Origin of the sequence: Serratia aquatilis (assembly GCF_044865145.1) — a bacterium.
GTDB lineage: Bacteria > Pseudomonadota > Gammaproteobacteria > Enterobacterales > Enterobacteriaceae > Chania > Chania aquatilis.
In genome coordinates this window covers 169,349-193,223 of sequence record NZ_CP173186.1, presented here as the reverse complement: position 1 = coordinate 193,223, position 23,875 = coordinate 169,349, and the positions used below count along the sequence as shown (strand labels likewise).

18 protein-coding genes and 1 tRNA gene are annotated in these 23,875 nt (G+C 50.6%); 6 read left to right on the top strand and 13 right to left on the bottom strand.

Annotation, left to right across the window (positions count from 1 at the left end):
- Positions 1-2: 2 nt before the first annotated feature.
- Positions 3-197, bottom strand: coding sequence for a cellulose biosynthesis protein BcsR (bcsR, locus tag SAQUA_RS00855; protein ID WP_380673788.1), 195 nt, complete (start codon positions 195-197; stop codon positions 3-5).
- A 194-nt stretch (positions 198-391) separates the two neighbouring features.
- On the opposite strand from bcsR, the gene bcsE reads away from it, so the two are divergent.
- Genes bcsE through bcsG form a run of 3 tightly spaced genes read left to right on the top strand, consistent with a single transcriptional unit; the run spans position 392 to position 3,805 of the window.
- Complete coding sequence (gene bcsE / locus SAQUA_RS00850) at positions 392-1,954, top strand: cellulose biosynthesis protein BcsE (RefSeq protein WP_380673789.1); 1,563 nt, start codon at positions 392-394, stop codon at positions 1,952-1,954.
- A complete protein-coding gene (gene bcsF / locus SAQUA_RS00845; RefSeq protein WP_380673790.1) occupies positions 1,951-2,157 on the top strand; it encodes a cellulose biosynthesis protein BcsF in 207 nt (68 codons plus the stop codon). Before bcsE ends, bcsF begins: the two co-directional genes overlap by 4 nt.
- Positions 2,150-3,805 carry a cellulose biosynthesis protein BcsG gene (gene bcsG, locus SAQUA_RS00840; protein WP_380673791.1) on the top strand — a complete coding sequence of 552 codons (1,656 nt, stop codon included), beginning with the start codon at positions 2,150-2,152 and terminating at the stop codon, positions 3,803-3,805. Before bcsF ends, bcsG begins: the two co-directional genes overlap by 8 nt.
- Before the next feature lie 81 nt (positions 3,806-3,886).
- Here the strand turns inward: bcsG and dppF are convergent, their stop codons facing one another.
- The 10 genes from dppF to bglF form a co-directional block, all read right to left on the bottom strand.
- Entirely contained in the window at positions 3,887-4,876 is a 990-nt protein-coding gene (gene dppF / locus SAQUA_RS00835) for a dipeptide ABC transporter ATP-binding subunit DppF (protein ID WP_380673792.1), read from the bottom strand.
- On the bottom strand, positions 4,873-5,853 hold the full coding sequence (dppD, locus tag SAQUA_RS00830; protein WP_380673793.1) for a dipeptide ABC transporter ATP-binding protein: 981 nt from the start codon (positions 5,851-5,853) through the stop codon (positions 4,873-4,875). Before dppD ends, dppF begins: the two co-directional genes overlap by 4 nt.
- A 13-nt stretch (positions 5,854-5,866) precedes the next feature.
- On the bottom strand, positions 5,867-6,769 hold the full coding sequence (gene dppC, locus SAQUA_RS00825; RefSeq protein WP_380673794.1) for a dipeptide ABC transporter permease DppC: 903 nt from the start codon (positions 6,767-6,769) through the stop codon (positions 5,867-5,869).
- Positions 6,770-6,780: 11 nt separating this feature from the next.
- Positions 6,781-7,800 (bottom strand): dipeptide ABC transporter permease DppB, encoded by a 1,020-nt coding sequence (gene dppB / locus SAQUA_RS00820; protein WP_380673795.1) that lies wholly within the window; start codon positions 7,798-7,800, stop codon positions 6,781-6,783.
- A gap of 290 nt (positions 7,801-8,090) precedes the next feature.
- Positions 8,091-9,698, bottom strand: coding sequence for a dipeptide ABC transporter periplasmic-binding protein DppA (gene dppA / locus SAQUA_RS00815; protein WP_380673796.1), 1,608 nt, complete (start codon positions 9,696-9,698; stop codon positions 8,091-8,093).
- A gap of 556 nt (positions 9,699-10,254) precedes the next feature.
- Positions 10,255-10,331: transfer RNA gene (locus SAQUA_RS00810), tRNA-Pro, on the bottom strand.
- Between the two features lie 127 nt (positions 10,332-10,458).
- Entirely contained in the window at positions 10,459-12,153 is a 1,695-nt protein-coding gene (eptB, locus tag SAQUA_RS00805) for a kdo(2)-lipid A phosphoethanolamine 7''-transferase (protein WP_380673797.1), read from the bottom strand.
- A 205-nt stretch (positions 12,154-12,358) separates the two neighbouring features.
- Positions 12,359-13,729 carry a carbohydrate porin gene (locus SAQUA_RS00800; protein WP_380673875.1) on the bottom strand — a complete coding sequence of 457 codons (1,371 nt, stop codon included), beginning with the start codon at positions 13,727-13,729 and terminating at the stop codon, positions 12,359-12,361.
- A 179-nt stretch (positions 13,730-13,908) separates the two neighbouring features.
- Positions 13,909-15,309 carry a glycoside hydrolase family 1 protein gene (locus tag SAQUA_RS00795; protein ID WP_380673798.1) on the bottom strand — a complete coding sequence of 467 codons (1,401 nt, stop codon included), beginning with the start codon at positions 15,307-15,309 and terminating at the stop codon, positions 13,909-13,911.
- A gap of 23 nt (positions 15,310-15,332) precedes the next feature.
- Positions 15,333-17,204, bottom strand: coding sequence for a PTS beta-glucoside transporter subunit IIABC (gene bglF, locus SAQUA_RS00790; RefSeq protein ID WP_380673876.1), 1,872 nt, complete (start codon positions 17,202-17,204; stop codon positions 15,333-15,335).
- Between the two features lie 657 nt (positions 17,205-17,861).
- On the opposite strand from bglF, the gene SAQUA_RS00785 reads away from it, so the two are divergent.
- Positions 17,862-18,611, top strand: a complete 750-nt coding sequence (locus tag SAQUA_RS00785) for an NAD-dependent epimerase/dehydratase family protein (protein WP_380673799.1) — start codon at positions 17,862-17,864, stop codon at positions 18,609-18,611.
- 176 nt (positions 18,612-18,787) lie between these two features.
- Here the strand turns inward: SAQUA_RS00785 and SAQUA_RS00780 are convergent, their stop codons facing one another.
- Complete coding sequence (locus SAQUA_RS00780; protein WP_380673800.1) at positions 18,788-19,024, bottom strand: DUF4282 domain-containing protein; 237 nt, start codon at positions 19,022-19,024, stop codon at positions 18,788-18,790.
- 491 nt (positions 19,025-19,515) lie between these two features.
- Here SAQUA_RS00780 and SAQUA_RS00775 point away from each other — a divergent pair, with 491 nt between their 5' ends.
- Positions 19,516-21,669, top strand: a complete 2,154-nt coding sequence (locus SAQUA_RS00775; protein ID WP_380673801.1) for a hypothetical protein — start codon at positions 19,516-19,518, stop codon at positions 21,667-21,669.
- Complete coding sequence (locus tag SAQUA_RS00770; protein WP_380673802.1) at positions 21,639-22,367, top strand: DUF3142 domain-containing protein; 729 nt, start codon at positions 21,639-21,641, stop codon at positions 22,365-22,367. Before SAQUA_RS00775 ends, SAQUA_RS00770 begins: the two co-directional genes overlap by 31 nt.
- Positions 22,368-22,385: 18 nt before the next feature.
- On the opposite strand, the gene SAQUA_RS00765 is transcribed toward SAQUA_RS00770, so the two are convergent.
- Positions 22,386-23,837 carry a PLP-dependent aminotransferase family protein gene (locus SAQUA_RS00765; protein WP_380673803.1) on the bottom strand — a complete coding sequence of 484 codons (1,452 nt, stop codon included), beginning with the start codon at positions 23,835-23,837 and terminating at the stop codon, positions 22,386-22,388.
- Between the last annotated feature and the right edge of the window lie 38 nt (positions 23,838-23,875).

The window sequence follows — 23,875 nt, the reverse complement described above, 5'->3', positions numbered from 1 at the left end:
AATCAAATACTCCCCATTTTTGTCGCCAACTCTGCCAGCAACGGCCATCTAGCCATCATTTTCGTTAACCGTTCCTGACGTGAAATATCAACATAACTGAGCTTGGGCAATGAAAAAGCACGGCTTAGCGCCTGTAGGTCATCTTCTATTTCCACCGAAGCTTTGGCATGAAAGCGCGGTAACTCATCATTATTCATTCTGCCGCCTTAAAAAATAGGCTAATGTTAAATGACTATAGCAACGATCAGAAAAAGCAGGGGCAATAAGATGAATCTAAACGAAAAAATATCCGCCGCAAACCTACGTTTGCTATGATGATTTTAACGTTGCGATTTTAGTGCGACTGAATCTGGTTGGTCTGCGACACTTTCAACGAAAGTAGAATAAATCTATGGCGCAATCTTTCTCATTAGGTATTCAGCGTATTTGGCATGAGCTGTCGGTCATGCAGGCCCCAGGATTCTATTGGGTTAATTTTGATCGCCAGACAGACGCCAATTTGCTGTGCCAGCAAATCATCGCTGCCCAGACAGAGGACAGCCAATTAGCCCTGATTTGCAGCGGTGAACAACCGGATAAATTGCAGGTCAATACGCTTTCCCCTGCAATCAAGAAATTCCCCCTATATGCTTTGCCGGAAAAAAAAGCGGCCTTGTTATATCTTGCTGACGATCTGATGCGCGCCTTGAAACCCAAAAACCGTCTGCTGATCCTGTTCGCACCAGCCAGTGTGTGGCAGGCTTTCGGTGATGATGAACTATCCGTTTGGGTCAGCAACACCGCTAGGTGGCTCCGCCAGAGGCAATGTACGCTGATAATACTCAGCCATGGCACCGGCGTGAACAAACTCAAGGGGCAACTCAGTACAGAGCATCGCACCCTTAATGGTTTGGCCAGTATGCAATGGCTACAAGACAGAGCAAAATATCTGGTCAACTGGTGGAGCACGGCAACCGATATCAATGCCAACCAGTTGTTCACGCTTCATAGCAGTGAGCAGGGTTGGCAAGTGCTAGATGAGGGTAATACCCCCGCTCAGATAACAGACCTCAACGACGAAAACATGTGCCTGGCTGAGCGACGGATCCTGGAAGGAGCACCGCCACTCTCGGCAAACTGGCAACTGTTTGACAGCAACGCACAACTGATGCAACAAGGCTTGTTGACCAAAGCCGCCACGCTGATTTTTTCGCTGTTTCAGAATGACGAGATTGATGAATTGGCTAAGCAGATCCACACCCTGCGACGCAGCCAGGGGGGTGGATTGAAGATCGTGCTACGCGATATGAGCGCCAGCCTGCGTTATAGCGATGAGAGGCTGCTGCTGGCCTGCGGTGCCAATCTGATTGTGCCGTTTGTTGCCCCACTCTCCAGATTTTTGACCATGCTGGAAGGCATTCAGGGCCAACGCTTGACGCGCCACGTTCCAGCAGATATCAGCGGCCTGATAGCCGGATTGCGGCCATTACAGTCAAAAGGCTATTTACCGTTGGAAGACTTCCTCAAGGCAGTGAAGTCATTGATGGAAAATACGCTTTTACCCAACGATGGCAAAGGTGTAATGGTTGCCCTACGCCCCGCTCCCGGATTAAGCGCCCGCCAGTCGATGACGCTGTGCCATCAGCGGCGTTTCGGGGATATCATGACCGTTGCTCAAAACCGGCTATTCCTGTTCCTTTCCACTTGCCGGATTAACGATCTGGATACTGCACTAAAATTCATTTTCCGTTTACCGATCAATGAGGCGTTCAGTAACCGGGTGGTGTGGCATCAGGATGTGGATATTTCAGCCCAAATCAGGCTGTTGACTCAGGATATTGCGTTTTCGGCTCCGGCAACCAAGCTGCAGCCCAGCGTAGCCAAAATCGTTAACAAGGTGGCAGAAATACAGATTGAACGTCGTGAGCCCATCCCCTTTACACTTCTGAGCCACGGGCGGGAGGAGCAAGCATGAACAGCGCAGGCGATATCGTGCAATTGGTTGTTTTGTGTGCACTAATCTTCATCCCCTTGGGGTACCTGTTCCATCGCCGTTTTCCGAACTGGCGCCATACTTGGCAAAATCTATTTCTTTCACCGCGTTATTTAAAGCCAGTTGGGCTATGGGTGCGCGAAGCTTCTTCATCTCAGGTTAAAAGTAAAAATAACAATGACTGACAAAGAAACTACGCAACCCGAAAATACGCTATGGCGCTATTGGCGAGGCCTCGGCGGCTGGAACTTCTACTTTTTAGCCAAGTTCGGTCTGCTCTGGTATGGCTATCTGAATTTCCATGCACTGTACAATCTGGTGTTCCTGGCATTTTTGCTGATGCCGATACCTTCGCCACGCTGGCACCGCTGGCGTCATATTATCGCCATCCCTATCGGTATTGGCCTGTTCTACCATGACACCTGGCTGCCTGGAGTTAACAGCATCCTGAGTCAAGGTTCTCTGATTGCCAGCTTCAGCGCACAGTACATACTTGAATTGACTGGTCGTTTTATCAATTGGCAAATGGTGGGCGCAGCCTTCGTATTGTTGATTGCCTATCTGTTTGTAACCCAATGGGTAAGACTGACGGTCTTTACCATTGCAGCACTGGTATGGTTGAACGTGGCCAATATTGCCGGCCCGGCTATGGCCTTATCGCCAACAACCAACACGCCAGCAACATCTGATACATCAGTGGTATCGGCTTCAACGGCAAACCCTGGCAGCAACCAGCCCGCCGCTAACGGCGCACCGACCGAGGCTAACCTAACCGCTTATCTGGAGCAGTTTTATCAACAGGAGAAAGCGCGAGTAACAACCTTCCCAGACACATTGCCCAGCGATGCGCAGCCGTTCGACCTGCTGATTATCAATATCTGCTCCCTGGCCTGGTCCGATATGGAAGCCGTCAATCTGCAGAACAATCCATTATGGTCAAAGATGGATCTCATGTTCACCCGTTTCAATTCGGCAACCGCCTATAGTGGGCCAGCGTCCATTCGCCTGTTGCGTGCCAGCTGTGGTCAACCCTCTCATTACGACCTTTATCAGCCGGCCAATCAACAGTGTTATCTGTTTGATAACCTGGCTAAGCTAGGCTTTAAGGAACAGTTGATGCTGGACCATTCAGGTGTATTCGGAAATTACCTGAAAGCCCTGAGAGAGCAGGCTGACATACAGGCTCCTTTAATGTCACAAGCCGGTATCGGTAATGAACTGGCATCGTTCGATGGGGAGCCGATATACGATGACCTGCAATTGCTCAATCGCTGGCTTGAACAACAGAAAAAAGGCAGTAATGCGCGCACGGCAACGTTCTTTAATGTTATCCCATTACACGACGGTAACCGTTTTGTGGGTGGCAACAAGGCTGCAGATTATCAACCCCGGGCGCAAAAGTTGTTCGACCAGTTAAATACTTTCCTCGATGAGTTGCAAAAATCCGGCCGCAAAGTGATGGTGGTGTTCGTGCCGGAACACGGGGCGGCACTGGTGGGTGATAAGATGCAGATGTCGGGTCTGCGAGATATTCCAAGCCCGGACATCACGCATATTCCAGTAGGTATCAAGTTAATCGGGATGCAGGCCCCGCACCAAGGCGGCCCATTGGAAATCACCACGCCGAGCAGCTATCTGGCCTTGTCGGAGCTGATCTCCCGGTTGGTTGATGGCAAGGTATTCTCTGCACCCAGCGTAGATTGGAAAGCGCTGACTCAGGGCCTGCCGCAAACTGCCGTTATCTCGGAAAATGACAACGCAGTGGTGATGCAATACCAAGGCAAATTCTATATTCGCCTTAATGCTGGCGACTGGGTGTCTTATCCACAATAGAAAAAAGGCGCCGGTATCAATATACCGGCGCCTGGTTTTTCTGAACGATGTGCTGGGGATTAGCCCGCCTAAAGAACCGCTTTAGGTACCGGGGGCTTCGTCCTGATCGACAGCAAAACAGGCCACCATCTGATCACCATACTGCTTCAGTTGCGGCTGTAGCTGGGTGCATGTTCCAAACGCACGGCGGCAACGGGCGTTGAAGGCACAGCCCGGCGGTGGATTCATCGGACTTGGCAGTTCACCGGTCAGTTTAATGCGTTCACGACGCATATCCGGGTTCAGACGCGGCGTGGCAGAAAGCAATGCCTGAGTGTACGGATGGCGCGGGTTGTTGAAGATCGCGTCTTTACTCCCCTTCTCCACACAGCGGCCCAGGTACATCACCATCACTTCGTCGGCAATATGTTCCACCACTGACAGATCGTGGGAGATGAACACGTAAGACAGCCCCAGATCTTGCTGTAGATCCATCATCAGGTTCAGTACCTGTGCACGTACTGAAACATCCAGTGCAGAAACCGGCTCATCGGCAATCACCACGTCCGGGTTGAGCATTAACCCGCGTGCGATAGCGATACGCTGGCGCTGCCCGCCGGAAAACATGTGCGGATAGCGATCATAATGCTCAGTTTTCAGACCGACCTTGGCCATCATCTCCAACGCTTTCTCACGCCGCTCTGCGTTGCTCAACGGCGTGTTGATCAGCAGTGGCTCCTCAAGGATCTGCCCGACCTTCTTGCGTGGGTTGAGCGAACCATAAGGATTCTGGAACACGATCTGGATCTTCTGGCGGCGTAGCTTCTCTGCGGTAACATCCGGTTTGAGCAGATCTTGCCCCTGATAATACAGTTCACCGCCGGTCGGTACTTCAATCATGGTCAGCAGGCGGCCCAGCGTGGATTTCCCACAGCCAGACTCCCCTACCACCGCCAGCGTCTTGCCACGCTCCAGGGTAAAGGACACACCATCCAGCGCTTTCACCAACTGTTCCGGGGCAAACATCCCCTTTTTGACTGGGTAATGTTTTCTCAGGTCGATAGCCTGCAGTAAAGGTTGGTTCTGGCTCATACGGTCGGCCTCCCCGCATCATCCAGCGGTGTGTGACATTTAACCTGACGGCCAGGAATACCGCTCAGTTCAGGCTCCTCAGTACGGCAACGCTCGTTGGCATACGGGCAGCGGGGGTTAAGCAAGCAGCCCTCAGGCCGGTCATACTTACCCGGTACCACACCAGGCAACGATGCTAAGCGAGCCTTTTCGGCAGCAAACTCCGGCAGGGCACGCAATAGCGCTTGTGTATACGGATGGCGCGGCGCGCGGAAAATTTCCGATGCCTTGCCAGACTCCACCACCTGCCCGGCATACATCACAATAATGTGATGCGCGGCTTCAGCCACCAGCGCCAGATCGTGGGTAATCAGCAACAGCGCCATATTTTCACGCTGTTGCAGTTCAAGCAGCAATTCAATGATTTGAGCCTGAATGGTCACATCAAGCGCCGTGGTCGGTTCATCGGCGATCAGCAATTTGGGGCGACAGGCGATGGCCATCGCGATCATCACACGCTGGCTCATCCCACCGGAAAGCTGGTGCGGATAAACATCCAAGCGCGAAGCCGGATCGGGGATCCCCACCAGCGTCAGCAAATCGATGGCACGGCTACGGCGAGTGCTACGGTTGCCGCCCTGGTGTACTTTCAAGGCTTCCATAATCTGGTAACCCACTGTGTAGCAGGGGTTCAGACTGGTCATCGGATCCTGGAAAATCATCGCTACTTCAGAACCCACTAACTGGCGGCGCTCTTTTTCAGAGATTTTTCGCAGATCCTGGCCATTAAACTCCAGTTTGTCGGCCATAACTTTGCCAGGGAAATCAATCAGCCCCATGATCGCCAGCGAACTGACGGATTTACCGGAACCAGATTCGCCGACGATGCCGACCACCTGCCCCTGTTCTACGCTGTAGCTGATTCGGTCTACCGCGCGGAAGGGCTCACCTTCGTCACCAAAGTGCACCGAAAGTTTGTCTACATTTAATAACGCCATGATCCGTTCCTCGTTACTGCTTGAGTTTGGGGTCGAGAGCATCACGCAGGCCGTCCCCCATCAGGTTAAATGCCAGAACCGTCAGCAGAATGGCGACCCCAGGGAAGGTCACAACCCACCAGGCGCTTTGCGCAAACTGCAGCACGTCGGAGAGCATGGTGCCCCACTCCGGCGTTGGTGGCTGAGCGCCCATACCCAGGAAGCCGAGAGCGGCCATATCCAGAATGGCGTTAGAGAAACCAAGAGAGGCCTGCACGATTAACGGTGCCAGGCAGTTTGGCAGAATGTTGACGAACATCTGGCGCAAGGCTCCCGCCCCCGCCACGCTGGAGGCCGTGACGTAATCACGGTTTACTTCCACTAATACCGCCGCTCGCGTCAGACGGACATAGTGCGGCAGGGCAACAAAGGTTATCGCCAGCGAGGCGTTAACGATTGAAGGGCCAAAGACCGCCACCAGCACCAACGCCAACAACAGGCTTGGCAGTGCCAGCATGATATCGACAATACGCATGATAATGGCATCAACCACGCCACCAAAATACCCGGCCAGCAGGCCGAAAACGACACCCAGGATCAGCGAAAGTACCACTACCAGACAACCCACCAACAGCGAGAGTCTTGCACCGTACATCAGGCGCGACAGTACATCACGGCCCACATCGTCGGTTCCCAGCAGATACTGCCAGCTACCGCCCTCCTGCCAGACCGGAGGTCTTAACAGGGCATCGCGGAACTGTTCGGCGGGAGCATGAGGAGCCAGGAAACCTGCGCCCAGTGCAACCACTAACATGATAATGATATAGGCCAAGCCAACAACGGCCCCTTTATTGCGCTTGAAATAATGCCAGAACTCCTGGAACGGGGTCATCGGCTTAGGCGCAGTTTTAACAACAGACTCAGTCACTTGAGACATTAGAGCGCCCCTTATTTCTTGTGGCGAATACGCGGGTTAACAACGCCATAGAGCACGTCCACCAGCAGGTTAACCAGAATAATCATACAGGCGACCAGCAGGACGCCGCCCTGAACGACAGGATAATCACGGCGTTGCAGCGCATCCATCAACCAGCGGCCCAGACCCGGCCAGGAGAAGATGGTTTCAGTCAGGATTGCCCCTGCCAGCATGGTGCCCACCTGGAGGCCAATCACCGTCACCACCGGCAACAGCGCGTTACGCAGCGCATGCACCACGATCACCCGTATACGGCTTAGGCCCTTGGCACGCGCGGTACGGATATAGTCCTCACTGAGAACTTCCAGCATCGAGGAGCGGGTCATACGCACAATGACCGCCAATGGGATAGTCCCCAATACCACGGCAGGCAGGATCATGTGCATCACTGCATCTTTGAAATCGCCTGGTTCGCCCCAAATCAGGGTATCGATCAGCATGAAACCGGTCAGCGGCATGCTCTCGTCCAGAAACACCGTGTCGCTGACTCGCCCCGATACCGGAGTAAGGTTGAGCTGCACCGACACCAGCATGATCAACATCATGCCCCACCAGAAAATCGGCATCGAATAGCCGGTTAGTGAGATCCCCACCGCCGTGTGGTCAAAGACCGAACCTCGCTTGACCGCAGCCAGCACCCCCACAGGAATACCAACCAGCACGGCAAAAATCATCGCGCAGACACCCAATTCCAGCGTGGCTTGGAAGCGCGGAACAAACTCTTCCCAGACGGAAATACGGCTTTTGAGGGACGTACCCAAGTCGCCATGTAGCACATTGGTTACGTAATTGAAATATTGTTGATAGAGCGGTTTGTCCAGCCCCATCTCTGTCATGAGTTGAGCATGACGCTCTGCGGAGATCCCGCGTTCCCCGGCCATGATGGTCACCGGGTCACCGGGGATCATATGGACGAATGCAAAAGTCAGCAACGTTATGCCGATAAACGTTGGGATAACTAACCCCAAACGTCGGAGTATGAACTGCAACATATCCCGAACTCTCTGTATAAAATGCCCAACAGCTCATTGTCCGCCAGGCTTATTAAGGCTCACAGTCTTAACAACATTCCTCTGGGGACAGGAATGCAGGGGCGCAACGTATTGCGCCCCTGCCTATTAACTATACCTTATGGGTTCCAAGTTGCTGCCAGAAAGCCAGTTGGCTCATCCCCAGCAGCTTGCCTGGAAATGAGTCAGAACAGCAGATTGAAAGTGGCAGGTATATTCCGGTCCCTTAACCAGCCTTACCGGGGCAGAATGTCACCTGCCCCGCATCAGGCTTAGTCCATAGAAACGTTCTCAAAGTGGTGCTTGCCAAGTGGATCCACAACATAGCCCTTCACTTCTTTACGCACAGGTTCGTAAACGGTTGAGTGTGCAACAATCAACGCCGGAGCCTGATCGTGCATCACTACCTGAGCCTGCTTGTAAAGTTCTACGCGTTTGTCGTGGTTGGATTCGGAACGAGCCGGTTGGATCAGATCTTCAAACGGCTTATAGCACCAGCGGGCATAGTTGGAGCCATCTTTAGCAGCCGCACAGCTAAACAGCGTGGCGAAGAAGTTGTCCGGATCCCCATTGTCCCCAGTCCAACCCATCATCACCGCCTGATGTTCACCGTCTTTGGCGCGCTTGAGGTATTCACCCCACTCATAGGAAACAATCTTGGCGTTGACACCTATCTTCGCCCAGTCAGACTGGATCATCTCTGCCATGCGGCGAGCATTCGGGTTATACGGGCGCTGAACCGGCATTGCCCAAAGGTCGATAGAGAAACCGTCTGGCAGGCCAGCTTCTTTCAGCAGCTCTTTGGCCTTGGCAGGATCATAAGCATAGTCCTGCACTGCGTCGTTATAGCCCCACATGGTTGGTGGGATCAGGTTCTTGGCTGACTGACCAGCTCCCTGATAAACCGCATCAACGATAGCCTGCTTGTTCACCGCCATGGTAAGTGCCTGACGCACCTTCACGTTATCCAGCGGTTTCTTCTCAACGTTGAACGCCACATAACCCACGTTCAGACCTGGTTGTTCCATCAGTTCAATGGTTTTGTCCTGCTTCATACGAGCGATATCAGCCGGGTTCGGGTACGGCATGACCTGGCACTCGTTTTTCTGCAGCTTGGCATAACGCACTGAAGCATCTGGGGTAATGGAGAAGACTAGGCGATCAATCTTCGGCTTGGTGCCCCAATAATTTTCAAAGGCTTTGTAGAGGATTTTGGAGTCTTTCTGATACTGCAAGAGTTGGAACGGGCCGGTACCCACTGGGTTGAGGTCCACTTTCTCTGGCGTACCCGCTTTCATCATATTCTCAGCGTATTCCGCAGACAGGATAGAGGCGAAGTCCATACCCAGATCGGCTAGGAAGGGAGCTTCAGGGCGGGTTAACTGGAAACGGACCGTGTGGTCGTCTACTTTTTCAATTTTAGCGATCAGATCGCCCATTCCCATGCCCTGGAAGTACTCATAAGTACCGCCAGAAACCTTGTGGAAAGGATGGTTTGTATCAAACTGACGTTGGAAAGAGAACACGACATCGTCGGCATTGAAGTCACGTGTCGGTTTGAAATCTTTGCTGCTTTGCCACTTAACACCTTGGCGCAGGTGGAAAGTATAGGTTTTGCCGTCTTCGCTGACGTCCCACTTCTCTGCCAGCCCCGGCTCCAGTTCAGTGGTACCCAACTTAAACTCAACCAGACGGTTATAAATTGGCACTGAGCTGGCATCATAAGTGGTGCCGGAAGTGAACAACTGCGGGTTAAACCCTTCAGGTGCACCTTCAGAACAGTAAACCAGTGTTTTTGCTTGTACGCTGGCCGCAACGGTCAACGCAATCAGCCCAATACCGAATTTCAGAATCCCTGATTTGCCCAAGGAACTTGTCATCGCTAGTGCTCCAGTGTGGTGTGGTGTGTGCATTATTACTGCCAGAACCTATATTTTTTTATTGCGCGGTCTGTGCAGGTGGTACCCGAAGGCAAGAGGAATATAGCGCGAGAATGCCGGATGAAAAGCGTCACGGCAGGGCGTTTGAGCGCGTGGAATCCACTCTCAGACCTCTTGCTCCTATCCCTTAGTTTACCAAATTGCCAACTGTTTTGGGTGCCGTCAATATAACCATCAGGGATTTGCTGAGACTGTGAGAAACAGCTAATAAACATAAAAAACACATTCAATTAACAATTACGGAATTTAAATTTGTGCCATCGGCTTATTTTTAGCGTATTTATCCTAATAACATTATTTAATCAGCGTTAAATTCTGGTTTAAAACTAAAAAAGTTTGTTACTGAATGATGAATATATGAGCAGTTATTTTTGTGAATAAGCCAAAAAACAGGAGGAAATGCTGGAGCGCGATTCGAAGGTGTAGGTGTAATCGTGCATTTATTCTTGAACTTCAGACGTAAAAAAGCCCGCTTAAAAGCGGGCTTTCTTGAAATTGGTCGGCGAGAGAGGATTCGAACCTCCGACCCACTGGTCCCAAACCAGTTGCGCTACCAAGCTGCGCTACTCGCCGATGCGGGGCGCATATTACTGCCGGGGGTTATATGCGTCAATCACTTTTTTAATCAGGCCTGACGAGTGGTGGTAAAAGCGGCAGAAAAAGCGATATATGAACGAAAGCCCCGTTTCTGGTGGGCCAATTACAGCACACTACTGGCAGATTTACTTTCCGGCATACGGCACCAATTGTTGTTATCCACAATGCCACCATCCGGTGAAGTGAAGCCAAGACAGCCCAGAATGGAATCAAACAGCTCAACGTGGCGATGGGTTTTTCCCGTACGTTGCTGCGCCCGTAATTGCTCAAATGCCGCTGTATTCTTGGGATCTTGCAGATATTTGTCGGATGCCCACACCAGCAGAGGAACATGGAACTGTTCTGGCGGTGCCATTTCTCGTGGCGTACCGTGCAAGTGTGAATTTTCACCGATCGATTCACCATGATCGGCGGCATAAAATACAATAGCTTTCTTATCACGTACCTGATTGATTACATTATCAATAAAGGTATCGGTATACAGCACCGAGTTGTCATAGGCATTGATTAACCGCTCCTTGGAACAGAATTCATCAACCCCCATACATTCCGGTTGGTAACGGGCAAAACTGCGCGGGTAACGCTGTGAATAAAGATAATGCGAACCCTTGGTATGAAGCACCACCAGATGTTTACCGCTGGGATAACGTGCTAACGACTCTTTCAGTTCATCCACCAGCAGCATATCGTCAACAGACTTGCCGTCGTTACGCTTTTCTGAGGCGATCATCTCGCGGAAAGAGTAATTATCGGCATTGGTATTGTTGTAGAACCACACTTCACTTTGCATCGCGAACAATTCGGACGTGAAGCCCAGCCCTTTCAACACAGCGAAAATATTCTGTTCTTTCAACGTACGCTGCGGGTTATCCAGAGTTCCCCCTTCGCGTACAAACATACATCTTAGGGAAAGCTTGGTTGAGGTGTCACAAGACTCTCCGCGGAACGCCACCAGATTTTTCTCTTGCGACAACTTCGGCGTAGTGTCTCGCGGGTAGCCAAGCAGACCCATGTGATCCCAGCGGGTTGTTTCACCAATGATGAAGACAACATAGGTATCATCAATACCGGCAGGAGCAACATAGGTGAAATTTTTAACTGGATCCAACAGATTAGCCTTATCCTGACTTTCGTCGTAACGGGTGTAGGCAAATAGCCCTAACGCCGACAACCAGTTAGATGGTAGATAAGAGTGTGCAACAACACCGCCGTAGCTTGGCAAATCGATATTAGTGATTTTTTCCAGCGCACTCTGGTTTTTATCCAGCATACGTAACGGGACCCACACCAGTGCTACCACCACCAGCATGATCGATAGCGGCCGCAACCGCTGCCCTGGGGTTTTCAACTGTTCAATCAAGGTATGCCGCAGGTTGTTCTGCCAGATAAACACTAACGGCAAAGCGCTGACCGTAATCATCCACAGCACAAAGTGCAGTCCGACCACTTCTCTGGAAAGATCGATATCGGTCGTCATCACCGAAACGATGATCCCATAGCCAATTACCACGTTGAAGAACGTCATGTAATAGCTGGCTGCCACAGATATCAATACCAAAAAAGAGGCGATAATACGGTAGAACAACCGGCCACAAAGCGATATCAGACGCATGATAAAGAAAGTGAACAGCACAATAGCGATAACCTCGGTTATCGCTGCAATAACCTTAATCCCTTGAATACCATGCGAAAAAGAATCAAAACGACGATAGAAAACAGAAAGGTTTAAAAAAATACCAATATAGATCGCTAACAATAACGATAAATTTTGCTGTGATAGCGATTTAACTTTGTTCATGCAACGTTGCAGCTCCGACGCTTTTAGGTTCTGACTCCATCAGACAGTGGATGCGCCCTCTGGTTCAGCCGATGAACAGTAAGCCTTACTCTACATTACAGAATCAAGACAAAAATCACTAAACAGGCAATTTACCTTTTTTGGCGTCATGCTGCCGGGGCATAACATCCCGGCAGCATGACTAGCAAACCATGCGCTATGAAAATCAGAATGTTACAACGGTTTTCAACGCTGTCACCCACGCATCCTGCGTCTCACTGACGCCTCCTGCGTGATGCCAGTATTGCAGCCCCGGTTGCAGCTCCATCCATGGCGTGACTTTAAAGCGATAATAAAGCTCTGCCGTTACCGAATGGCCAGGTACTGGATGGTAGTTGGGATCTTGATAGTCCGTCGCATTACTAAGTTGGTTCAGGTAACGCTGATTGTCCTGATAGTGGTCGCTCAGCTTCACCAGTGATACGCCTAAACCGAGCCAATCGTCAGGACGCGCATCAAACAAACCGCGGTAACGGATGCCCGTCGCGGTGGAGTAATGCATATAGTTGGAGCGCTGATCGGCCAGCCCCAGACTGTAGAACACGCTCAACCCACGTTTGGCATCATCCTGATGACGCGTCACCTGCTGGTTGAATCCGGTGTACAGGAACCAGGTGTTACCATGGCTGCGGTAGCCGTTCGGATCGCTGGCCCCAGGCCCACCAGAGACGCCTTCATATAAGTCCTGCTGATCGGCATTGGTGTACAGCACGCCAAGGTTATAAACACCCGGTAACTGATTAACGGCCTGGGTTTTCAGTTCCAACTCGACCGGCACCAGAATGCCTTTACTGCCTTTGGTCGACCAACTCCAGGCACGACTGCGGCTTGGCGCCTGCGGATTCTGTTCAAGAACACCGGTTTTCAGTGTTAGTTCATCGGTCAATTTGTACTGCAGAGTAGTGCCCCAATAGTGCACATTCCAGTTGTACCAAGTGAGCGAGTTAGCAGACTTGCCACCGCATAGCGACAGCGTCTGGAAATCACAGGGGATGATTTGGTCAAAGTCCTGAACCTTATTCATCATACCGACACGCCAATGCAGTTTACGATCCATAAAACTGCGGCTGAAGGTCAGCCAGCCTAATCGCGTAATGGATTGGCCACCATAACTTTCCTGCGATAAATCAGTGGGATTGACCCGAGGATCCTGCAGCCGGTCGCGCGTCAGGTTATTATCGTGGTTACGATTGACAATATTACCTTCAATCGCCGCATCTGGAATGCCAGTCCACATTTCCAAGTCCTGGCTGAAGGTCAGCGCAAACTGATCGATGTAAGACACTTGCTTATCGTGGTTGTACCCACCACCAGCGTTGTATGAAGTCTGGCTCAGGTAACCCAGGTTATAGTGAAAACCATGATCTTCGAAGATCGGTCTGATCCCCAGCATGTCACCCAACAGCCCGGCTTGCGGCGGCTCGAAACCTAACACATCCCCCTGCCACTGTGGGGTAGAGGTTTCCTGGTCTTTGCTGCTTTGCAATGCTTCGGCCTGCGCGCTACTGGCCGTCAGCCAGAGCGCAGCTAATATCATCGAATAAGAAACGGAGTATTTCATTATTACTTTGTTCCCCTGGCAGATCTGCTGCATGTAAATAACCACCAGCCTGATTTTGGGTAATAGCGATCCTTGGGAATAATTAACCCAACAAAGGTGGTAATCGATTTTTTATTGATGCCCGGCCGTTGCGCCGGGCTGTTTACAGAAAGAAATTATCTTTTTTTCAGGCTGTTGCCATTACTCTGGATCACGTCACGATACCAGTAAAAACTCTTCTTGCGGCGGCGCTCAAGGGTACCGTTACCCGCATCATCACGGTCGACATAAATAAAACCATAACGTTTCGACATTTCGGCTTTTGAAGCGCTGACCAAATCGATCGGGCCCCAACTGGTATAACCCATCACTTCAACCCCATCGTCAATCGCCTCGGCCACCTGCACCAGATGATCGTTAAGGTAATTGATGCGGTAATCGTCATTGATGCTGCCATCGGCTTCGATACTATCTTTCGCCCCTAAACCATTTTCCACAATGAACAGCGGTTTCTGGTAGCGGTCATACAACACATTAAGCAGATAACGCAGGCCAATAGGGTCGATCTGCCAACCCCACTCGGAGCTTGCCAGATGCGGGTTTGGCACCATATTGAGAATATTCGCTCGGGCGGTGTTGTTCTGTGCTTCATCAGTCGTGACACAGCCGCTCATGTAGTAACTGAACGAGATAAAGTCGATGGTTTCACGCAGTGCCTGTTTATCTTCCGGCGTAATCGTCACCTGGATGTCATTCTCACGGAAGAAACGTGTCATATAAGACGGGTAGGCACCACGGGCCTGCACGTCACCGAAGAATAACCAGTCACGGTTCTGCCGCTGGGTTTCCAGCAGATCTTCCGGTTTACAGGTTAGCGGATAAAGAATACCGCCCAACAGCATATTGCCGATCTTCCCACCCTGTACAATCTCATGACAGGCCTTCACCGCTTTGGCGCTGGCCACTAACTGATGGTGGATCGCCTGATAAATATCGCTCTTGCTACTCTCTTCCGGTAGACCAACTCCGGTAAACGGCGCGTGCAGTGACATATTGATTTCATTAAATGTCAGCCAGTGTTTGACCTTGTGCTTGTAACGCTCAAACACCGTGCGCGCATAACGCTCGAAGAACTCAATGGTCTTGCGGCTGCCCCAACCACCGTACTTTTGGGTCAGGCCATAGGGCATTTCGTAGTGGGAAAGCGTAATCAACGGCTGGATACCGTATTTCGCCATCTCATCAAACACCCGATCATAAAATGCCAACCCGGCTTCATTGGGGGCTTCTTCATCCCCCTGGGGGAAGATGCGTGACCAAGCTATCGAAGTACGCAGGCATTTAAAACCCATCTCGGCAAACAGTGCGATATCTTCCGGGTAGCGGTGATAGAAATCGATAGCCACATCCTTAATACCACTGTCGCCAGCAACACGCGGCGTAAGTGCACCAAAAATCCCTTGGGGTTGCAGATCTGACGTTGAAAGGCCTTTGCCATCCTCCAGATACGCCCCTTCCACCTGATTGGCCGCAACTGCCCCGCCCCATAGAAAATGCTCTGGAAATTTGCAACTCATCACTTTCTCCTCAATGATCCTGATTAACGTAATAAAGTCAGCAGCGGTGACTGTTCCTGCACCGGAGTCTGGCCGCTGGCAAGCACGTCGAAATAGTCGTCACTGTTACTGACGATAACGGGGGTCGTGGTATCAAAACCCGCAGCACGGATGGCCTCCAGGTCAAATTCGATCAACAGATCGCCCTGTTTAACGCGATCGCCCTCTTTGATATGCGCGGTAAAATGTAAACCATCGAGTTTGACGGTATCGATACCCACATGGATTAACAGTTCAGCACCGTCATCTGATTCAATACCAATAGCGTGACGGGTTTTGAACAGTGACGCCACGATGCCATTGACCGGGGCAACCACCCTGCCCTGATGCGGCTGAATGGCGACACCTTTACCCAGCAGGCCGCTGGCAAAAGTGGCATCCATCACCTGTTCAAGAGGGATCAGGTCGCCAGCAATCGGGCTGGTAACCTGCTGTTTGCGGCTGAGCGATGCGTCTACTGCTGGGGCTTCTTCGGCTTTCTGCTCTACCGTCGGCACGATGCCGAACAGATAACTGGCGATGGCGGCAAACACAAACGCGAACAGCGTACCGCCGATCGCCCCCCATACCGTAGCGTCAAAGCCGCTTGATGGAATAATCTGGGCAAACGTGAAGATACTGACCAAACCAAATGAATAGGTTGCGGTATGGAAATACCCGATAATCGCGCCACCCAATGCTCCGCCGATGCAGCCGAAAATAAACGGACGCTTATTCGGTAATGTGACCCCGTACACTGCTGGTTCGGTTATGCCGAAGATCCCGGCCGTGACTGCCGACCCCGCCATCACACGCAGTTTGGCGTCGCGAGTACGCAGCATTACGCCCAGCGTGGCCCCCACCTGCCCCATTACCGCTGGCAACAGTAGCGGCACCATAGTGTCACGCCCTAACACACTCAGGTTGTTGATCATCAAGGGTACAAAGCCCCAATGCAGGCCAAAGATCACACAGACCTGCCACATTGCGCCCATAAAGGCCCCGGCAATGATCGGGTTAAAGCCGTAAACGGTCTGATAGCCATGAGCCAGCAGATGGCTTAACCAGGTTGCCAGAGGCCCTATCAGCAGGAAGGTCAAAGGTACTGTGACCATCAGACACATCAGTGGTGTCACGAAATTACGCAACGCACTGTGGATCACCCGATTGAACAACGGTTCCAAACGGCAAGAAACCCAGGCAGCAAAAATGATCGGGATAACCGACGAGCTGTAGTTGATAAAGGTAATCGGGATACCGAGAAAATACTCTGGCTGAGCCCCCGGCTGCTGAGAAGCATCAAAGGCCCCCATTATCAAAGGATGCGTCAACGCTCCACCTATCGCCATAGTCACAAAGGTATTGCCGCCGAATTTCTTACCTGCGGTATAGCCCAACATAATAGGGAAGAAATAGAACAGCGCGTCGCTGGCAGCAAACAACAGTTTGAAAGTGCCACTACTTTCCAGCAGCCAACCGCAGGCCAGGCTTAATGCCAGGAATCCTTTCAAGATCCCCGAAGCCGCCATCACACCGAGCAATGGATTAAAAATGCCGGAAACGATATCAATAAAGCGGCTGAACAGGTTTTCCTTTTTATCCTCATCAGCAGTATTTGGGGCTTCATCACCTAATTCAGTCAGTGTATTCAAAGCCTTATAGACCTCACCGACGTGGTTGCCCACTACTACCTGAAACTGGCCGCCGCTTTCCACTACCATGATAACGCCTGGGTTCTTCTTCAGCGCCTCCGCGTCCGCTTTACTCCGCTCACGCAGTTTAAATCGCAGACGTGTGGCGCAATGCACCAGACTTTTCACATTGTCGCGGCCACCGACGCCGGCCAAGATCTCACTGGCTACTTCCTGATATTTCATCATTCAATCCTTAACCACTTGACTTTACTACCCTAAACCAGCAGCGATGGCCAATCGCCGCCACGGAATTCGGTCCAAAAAAAAAACCTAAACCTTGAGCCTCTGTTCCCAATACGGAATACAGATGCTCAAGGTTTAGGTTTTGCCTGCCAATGCAGTGACAACCCTAAATCGGTTGAATCGAGACGGTAGCATTCTATTTTTCAACGCGGCAAGGTTTTCCGCCAAAAAGTTATTGAATTGTGATCCAGAATGCAGAATTGGTTGGTTCAGCCGGATTAAGTGAGAATGAATATCATTAAACCTTAATGGGTGCTTGTTGCGGAAACATTAAGCATTCTAACTAAATATCTGAATGTAATTAATGGTAAGCATACATAAAACCTAGCAGGTTAAACTGAGTAATAACCAATAAAATACATATAAAACATAGCTATAAATAAAATTATTTGTTTTACTGGCAAACTATTCACATATTTTTAATATTAAAATTAATAGGAGGATTCTTACTGAATTTTGCATTAGTAGCAAACGTCAGTAAGATAAATCTGTTATTTTGAGAAAAACACATCAGAAATATTAATTAAAAGTGGACAAAAATAGTCCGCAGTATTAATACTAATGCCCGGCAAATTTGATTTAGGGATGGCAATCGCCATGGCATTACGTACCAAACTTGGGCGGGTGTTGATAACTGGTGCAGGTGGCCGAGTCGCCTCGGCATTCAGGCAGCTTGCTGGCGAGCGTTACTCTTTTCGGTTGGCAGACAAAGAGATTGGCCTGCTTGCTCATCTTCGCCCGGATGATCAGGCGCTGGCGTTTGATATCACCGATATTCAAGCCTGCCGCGCAGCCTGTGCCAATATCGACACAGTGTTACATCTGGCAGCAGATCCTTCTCCGAAGGCAGAGTTTCGCTCATCGTTGATGAATAACAATATTCTTGGCACCTTCAATATGTTCAGGGCAGCAAAAGACGCCGGTTGCAGGCGCGTGGTTTTTGCCAGTTGCGCACAGGCGGTTGAAGGTTACCCATTAAGTTACCAGGTACGTACTGGGGATGCGCCAAGGCCAAAGAATATGTACGGTGCCAGCAAAGCATTCGGTGAGGGTATTGCCGCCTATTTTGCCTACCAGGAGGGAATTTCGGCATTGACAGTACGCATTGCCAACTGTACTTCGCTTGAGACTGGCAAACAGATCACAGCTAGAGATATGAGCTCATTCTTAAGCCATAGGGATGCAGCCGATCTGCTAGATCGCTGCATCCGGATCGATGATGTGCAATATGCCGTGGTACACGGCATCTCTAATAATCGCTACAAGAGACTATCGCTGGAAGAAACCTCACGCTTGCTCGATTATCACCCGAAGGATGATGCATTCACCCTGCTCGGCTTTATCTAAGCGAAATGTTTGGCATAGCCAATAGGCCCGCCAGCTCCCCAAGAAACCCGTTCTCTGTGTTGTCGGGCTTGAACAGAGGGCCACTCTGCCCTTCGCCCTCCGCCTTGATAACGGGCTTTTGGGTCTGCGACGGCACCACGGGCAATTGGGACACAGCCTAGGTTAACCGCTCAACGTTATGGTTTTTCGGCGATCCTGCGCAGATATTCGTTGTTCTTGAACGCAATGATGACCATTTCAAAACAGACACGGGTGAACACACCAACAATAATAATGCCCACCAGCCCTGCTAAAAACTGGCCATGGATCATGACGCCAATCCCAATGACGACAATACCTAGCAGGCAGATCCAATAGACAGCGGTGATAATTTTAGGTGTAAGCATTGCGTCAAAAAATAAAACATTCTTCACAGTGTATCCTTTATTCACTAGTTAGAAATATTCCAGAGAGGGTAAATGTACCTCACACCGGAAAGCAGTATTTAGATACTAAGTATACCCTTCATACTTCAAGTTGCTTGGTTGTTGGCTGCGCTTACTCACCCCAGTCACATAGTTATCTATGCTCCTGGGGCCTCGCAAGCTTGCCGCCTACAAGCAACTCGAATTATTTTGAGTATATACTTTTTAAATTTTACAAAAATGAGTGCAGATCCTGACCAAAGCGTGCTTGAGCATTGGATTAATCCCATCCCCCCTTCTGTCACTACCCTACTGACCGATTTTATGCATCCAATCTCCCCTTTCTCAAGTACAAGGGACACCCATGCTCAAAGAATTGCAGGTAAAATAGCGTCTTACGCTTCACTGGGAGTCCAAAATGTTTTAGCCTGACGGTTCGGGTAAAAAGTAGGCAGCATTATCTGTCACAGGGAGCATTATTGTTAAGGAATATACCTACAATGACGAAAAAAATTCCGACTTACCTTCTGCTTGCAGGAGCATTAATTAGCACACAGACTTATGCCTCATTTGACGAGGCAAGCTGTTCCTGGGGGGAAGATTACTGTCTGTTGCTCGGGGTGCCTTATCTCAGCGAGAACAACGATTCCCGCGATAACCTGTTGCGTCTCATCAGCGAAAGTAAATCCTTTGCATTACCAGTACAACCATTGCCCAAGGATATCTCCCGCTCACGTGATTATTATTTTGCCTGGCACCCACAATGGAATAACTACGAAAGCTCACCTGACGGCATCATTTATGAGTCAAACAATGCAGAGTTACCTCTTGCTCAACAAATTTCTGCGCTAGGCCTTGATCCTGCCCCCTTTAATGCAATTGGTCAGTACAATGTCGAGCTAACGAATCGATTTGTTTCCAATAATCTTGATAGTATTTCGAATTTTTACGGTGCCTTACTGGCCACTAAAGACCTCTCTGACGATCAACGCCAACAGTTGGCTAACGCTCGGCTGATCATCGCCCAGGGAGTCAATAGCGGCACGCCTGCTGAAATAGACACACTGATTCACGATTTTCCGGCAGATTCTACGGCGAGCCTGTTTCATACCTATCTGTCCGGTGCTACGCAGTTTTACCTGGGTAACTATGCTTTAGCCAATCAGTTATTCACCACGTTGAAAGCCTCCGCTCATCCGTGGTTGAATGAAACGGCCACCTACATGCTCATGCGTACTGCTCTCAATCAGAGCAGCGAGAAAAGCTCTGGTGAATATGGCGAGTTCGAGGTCGATAAGATTGACAGAACGGCGGCAGCCGAGGCCTTAACCTGGGCTCAAACCTATTTACAGTTATGGCCTGACGGGCAATACGCCGACTCCGTCAATAATATGACCCGCCGCATATACTGGTATTTGCAGGACTGGCAACAGTTGGCAAAGAAATATGAAATTGCTCTGCAACAGGTTTCTGACAGCAAGGCACTGATTAGTCAAATTCAGGAATACGATAATAAAACGGGCTACGAATATAAGGTATCACCTTTCCCCGAAGCCCCGTTGGTCACTTTTATTGAAGCGTTACGGGCACTGCGGACCAATGCGAATGATGAACCGCATCTCACTCAACAAGCGTTGGACAGTGCAAAAGCGGTGTTTGACAATGCCGGTAAACTTCCTTTGTGGAACTATCTGCAACACAATTTGTGGCTGGTACAGAAAAATTATGCGGCAGTCATCAACGCTATCCCTCCCGCGAAAACACTGCCCGCCGGGAATATTCTGGCTTTCAGTGAACAGGTATTGTACGGCGAAGCATTAATGGCGCAAGAAAACTGGTCTGCCGCTCGTCAGCACTGGCAGAATCTGCTGAAACTCAGCAAAGAGGCCGAGCAACAACAATATATTCAGGCCAAGCTGGCCGCGACGATGGTTTACAACAACGACATTGCCGCTATCTTTGCTCCTGACAGCGCGATCACCAACCTGCGTTTTCGTTCCCATGTGCTCAAAACTCGAGCCTCAATGGATTTGCTGCGCCAGCAGGTCATTCATGGTCCAAACAGTGAGGAGCGAACCATTGCACTGCATACCCTGCTGATCCGCGATCTTACCGAAAGCCGTTACGCCGATTGGCTGGCAGATAAAAAGCTCATCAGCCACATTATGCAACCCGCTATCGGTGAAGATTTCAATGATGTGGACCTGTCAGTGTTCGACTGGGCAGGGCAAAGTGCAGAGAATGGCTACTTCTGTCCGACGCTGGAAAACATCGTGACGACATTGAGCCAGAAACCTGCTGATGGCCGCGCCCTCAACTGCCTTGGGGATTTTTTCCGCACTACCGATTCGCATGTTGATTTATGGAAAGATGAGAACGGAAACGACGTGCTCAGCGCTGCCGTCGGGCAAAAATATCCTCTTGGTCAACCAAATCGCCAAAGCTATTACCAACAGATCATTACCAATCCTAAAACAGAAGTAGAAGATAAGAGTTACGCACTCTATCGTGCGGTAATGTGTTATTCACCTTCGGGCCATAATGACTGCGGCGGCGAAGAGGTCGACAAACTGATGCGTAAAGGCTGGTTCACGCAGTTAAAAACTCAATATCCAGGAACGATATGGGCCGGAAAGCTCAAATATTACTGGTAATCAGCCTGCTAATGGCCTGTATCCAAGCGCTTGCGGCAAATACCGTCAGTGCTGGTGAACATCAGGCCTTCTGGCTCTGGTCTGGGGTGAAAACCTCAGACCAGATGCGCAACGCGCAGACGGTGTACCTGCATCAGGGAGAAGTGATCCCCACGTCCCGTGGCACGATTTACCAGCCAATGGGCCTACCGGTAGACAAGTTGGCATTCAAACAAATCTGGCTTACCGTGCGCTTCACCACACTGGACGTACCTGAAGAAATACCGGCGCGTCTGATCCGGCTGATGCAACGCTGGCAAGCAGCGGGCAACGACGTTGTAGGATTGCAGGTCGATTTTGACGCCGCCACTCGGCGCCTGGAAGATTACGGGGGTTTTCTACAGCGGTTGCGGGCGCAGTTACCCGCTGAATTCTCTCTTGGCGTGACCGGTCTGCTCGACTGGGCGAAGACAGGCAGCGTAAAGACGCTCAATGCGCTGCCAGTGGATGAAATAGTGATCCAAAGTTACCAGGGTAGAAAGACGGTGAGTAATTATGCGGCTTATCTTCCCGCCCTAACAAAACTACGCATCCCATTTAAGCTGGGTCTTGTGCAAAACGGGGAGTGGTTCGCAGCGGATGAAAAACAGTTACAAGCCTCCTCCTGGTATCGGGGAACGGTTATTTTTCTGCTAAATCCACAACCTTCCACGGGCTGACACGAAACTAGAACCAACCTATACGCGGTTTTGCTTTTCTGCCACTGGCTGCTTTTCCTCCGCCAATAATTCATAAATCGTTTTACCCACCTTCTGGATCGCCCGTTCAATCTCACTGGTCATCGGTTTGCTGTAACTGAGCCGTAGGCAATTACGGTATTTTCCCGCAGCGGAGCTGATAAACCCAACGGCAATCTGTATGCCTTGTGGCAACAAACAGCGGTTTAGACGCAGGCTATCGAATCCATAAGGCAGCTCAACCCATAACATAAAGCTACCTTGCGGCCTGCTCAGCCGAGTGTTTGGGGGAAAATACTTCACGACCCACCCGGTCATAATGTCGCGATTGCGTTGATACTGGCGGCGCATGCGGCGTAAATGCTGCATGTAATGCCCTTGCTTGATGAATTCAGCCATGGCCAGTTGCGGCAAGGTGGGCACCCGCCCAGCAGAAATGTACTTCCTATGTAAGGCTTTTTCCAAATAGCGACCCGGTGCAATCCACCCGATACGCAGGCCGGGGGCAACCGTTTTAGAGAAGGAACTGCACAGCAATACCCGGCCATCTTCATCAAATGAAGTGATGGTGGGTGGACGCGGGTATTGATAGGCGAGCGCGCCATACACATCATCTTCAATAATGGCAACGTCATAACGCTGGGCCAACGTCAGCAAAGCTTTCTTGCGCTCATCCGGCATGTTGTAACCCAAGGGATCATTACAGGTAGGGGTAAGCTGGATGGCTTTAATCGGCCACTGATCCAGCGCCATTTCCAATGCTTCCAGGCTAATGCCAACCACGGGATCGGTTGGAATTTCAATGACCTTCATCCCCATCCCTTTCAAGGTCTGCATCACACCGTGAAAGCTGGGGGAGTCCACAGCTACAATGTCACCTGGCTGGCAAACGGCACCGATGGCGATAGCCAGTGCACCGTGGCAGCCGGAGGTAATAATGATATTTTCTGCCGATTGATGATTACCACTGTCCAGCATCAGGCGGGCAATCTGCTCGCGCAGCGCCAGGCTGCCGTAAATATTGTCATAATCCAGCACTTCTTCACTCTGATGCAGGCTAATGCGGCTAAGCAAACGGCTGAGTATTTTAAGGCCGGGACCAGAAAGGTCGGGCCTACCAACTCCCAGATGCAACACATTCTCCTGATCGCCCCTCTTCAAAAACTCCAGGGTATTTTCCCACTGAGAGATCTCGACCGGCCTTTGTGCATGGCTGCACACCGCAGGTAAAGAAGGCAGATTTGAACTACCGCGTACGAAGTATCCCGATTTAGGCCGTGCCTCGATCAAAAAGCACTCTTCAAGTTGCCGATACGCCTGCTGTACGGTGCTGATACTGACCCTATGCTCTTCACTCAACACCCTCACTGAAGGGAGCCGCTCTCCGGCAACATACAGCCCCTCTTTAATACGCTGACTAAGAATATCGGCCAATTGTTGGTAGAGAGTCACTGATATCACCTGATTAATTGAAGAGGACCAGTACAGAT

Excerpts from the sequence above, each read along its gene's own strand:
- eptB (WP_380673797.1), bottom strand. The coding sequence starts at position 12,153 with ATGAACAAAGTTAAATCGCTATCACAGCAAAATTTATCGTTATTGTTA.
- bcsF (WP_380673790.1), top strand. The coding sequence starts at position 1,951 with ATGAACAGCGCAGGCGATATCGTGCAATTGGTTGTTTTGTGTGCACTA.
- dppD (WP_380673793.1), bottom strand. The coding sequence starts at position 5,853 with ATGGCGTTATTAAATGTAGACAAACTTTCGGTGCACTTTGGTGACGAA.
- dppB (WP_380673795.1), bottom strand. The coding sequence starts at position 7,800 with ATGTTGCAGTTCATACTCCGACGTTTGGGGTTAGTTATCCCAACGTTT.
- SAQUA_RS00800 (WP_380673875.1), bottom strand. The coding sequence starts at position 13,729 with ATGATATTAGCTGCGCTCTGGCTGACGGCCAGTAGCGCGCAGGCCGAA.
- bcsR (WP_380673788.1), bottom strand. The coding sequence starts at position 197 with ATGAATAATGATGAGTTACCGCGCTTTCATGCCAAAGCTTCGGTGGAA.
- dppF (WP_380673792.1), bottom strand. The coding sequence starts at position 4,876 with ATGAGCCAGAACCAACCTTTACTGCAGGCTATCGACCTGAGAAAACAT.
- bcsG (WP_380673791.1), top strand. The coding sequence starts at position 2,150 with ATGACTGACAAAGAAACTACGCAACCCGAAAATACGCTATGGCGCTAT.
- SAQUA_RS00785 (WP_380673799.1), top strand. The coding sequence starts at position 17,862 with ATGGCATTACGTACCAAACTTGGGCGGGTGTTGATAACTGGTGCAGGT.
- bcsE (WP_380673789.1), top strand. The coding sequence starts at position 392 with ATGGCGCAATCTTTCTCATTAGGTATTCAGCGTATTTGGCATGAGCTG.
- dppC (WP_380673794.1), bottom strand. The coding sequence starts at position 6,769 with ATGTCTCAAGTGACTGAGTCTGTTGTTAAAACTGCGCCTAAGCCGATG.
- SAQUA_RS00775 (WP_380673801.1), top strand. The coding sequence starts at position 19,516 with ATGACGAAAAAAATTCCGACTTACCTTCTGCTTGCAGGAGCATTAATT.
- bglF (WP_380673876.1), bottom strand. The coding sequence starts at position 17,204 with ATGAAATATCAGGAAGTAGCCAGTGAGATCTTGGCCGGCGTCGGTGGC.
- SAQUA_RS00795 (WP_380673798.1), bottom strand. The coding sequence starts at position 15,309 with ATGAGTTGCAAATTTCCAGAGCATTTTCTATGGGGCGGGGCAGTTGCG.
- SAQUA_RS00770 (WP_380673802.1), top strand. The coding sequence starts at position 21,639 with ATGGGCCGGAAAGCTCAAATATTACTGGTAATCAGCCTGCTAATGGCC.
- dppA (WP_380673796.1), bottom strand. The coding sequence starts at position 9,698 with ATGACAAGTTCCTTGGGCAAATCAGGGATTCTGAAATTCGGTATTGGG.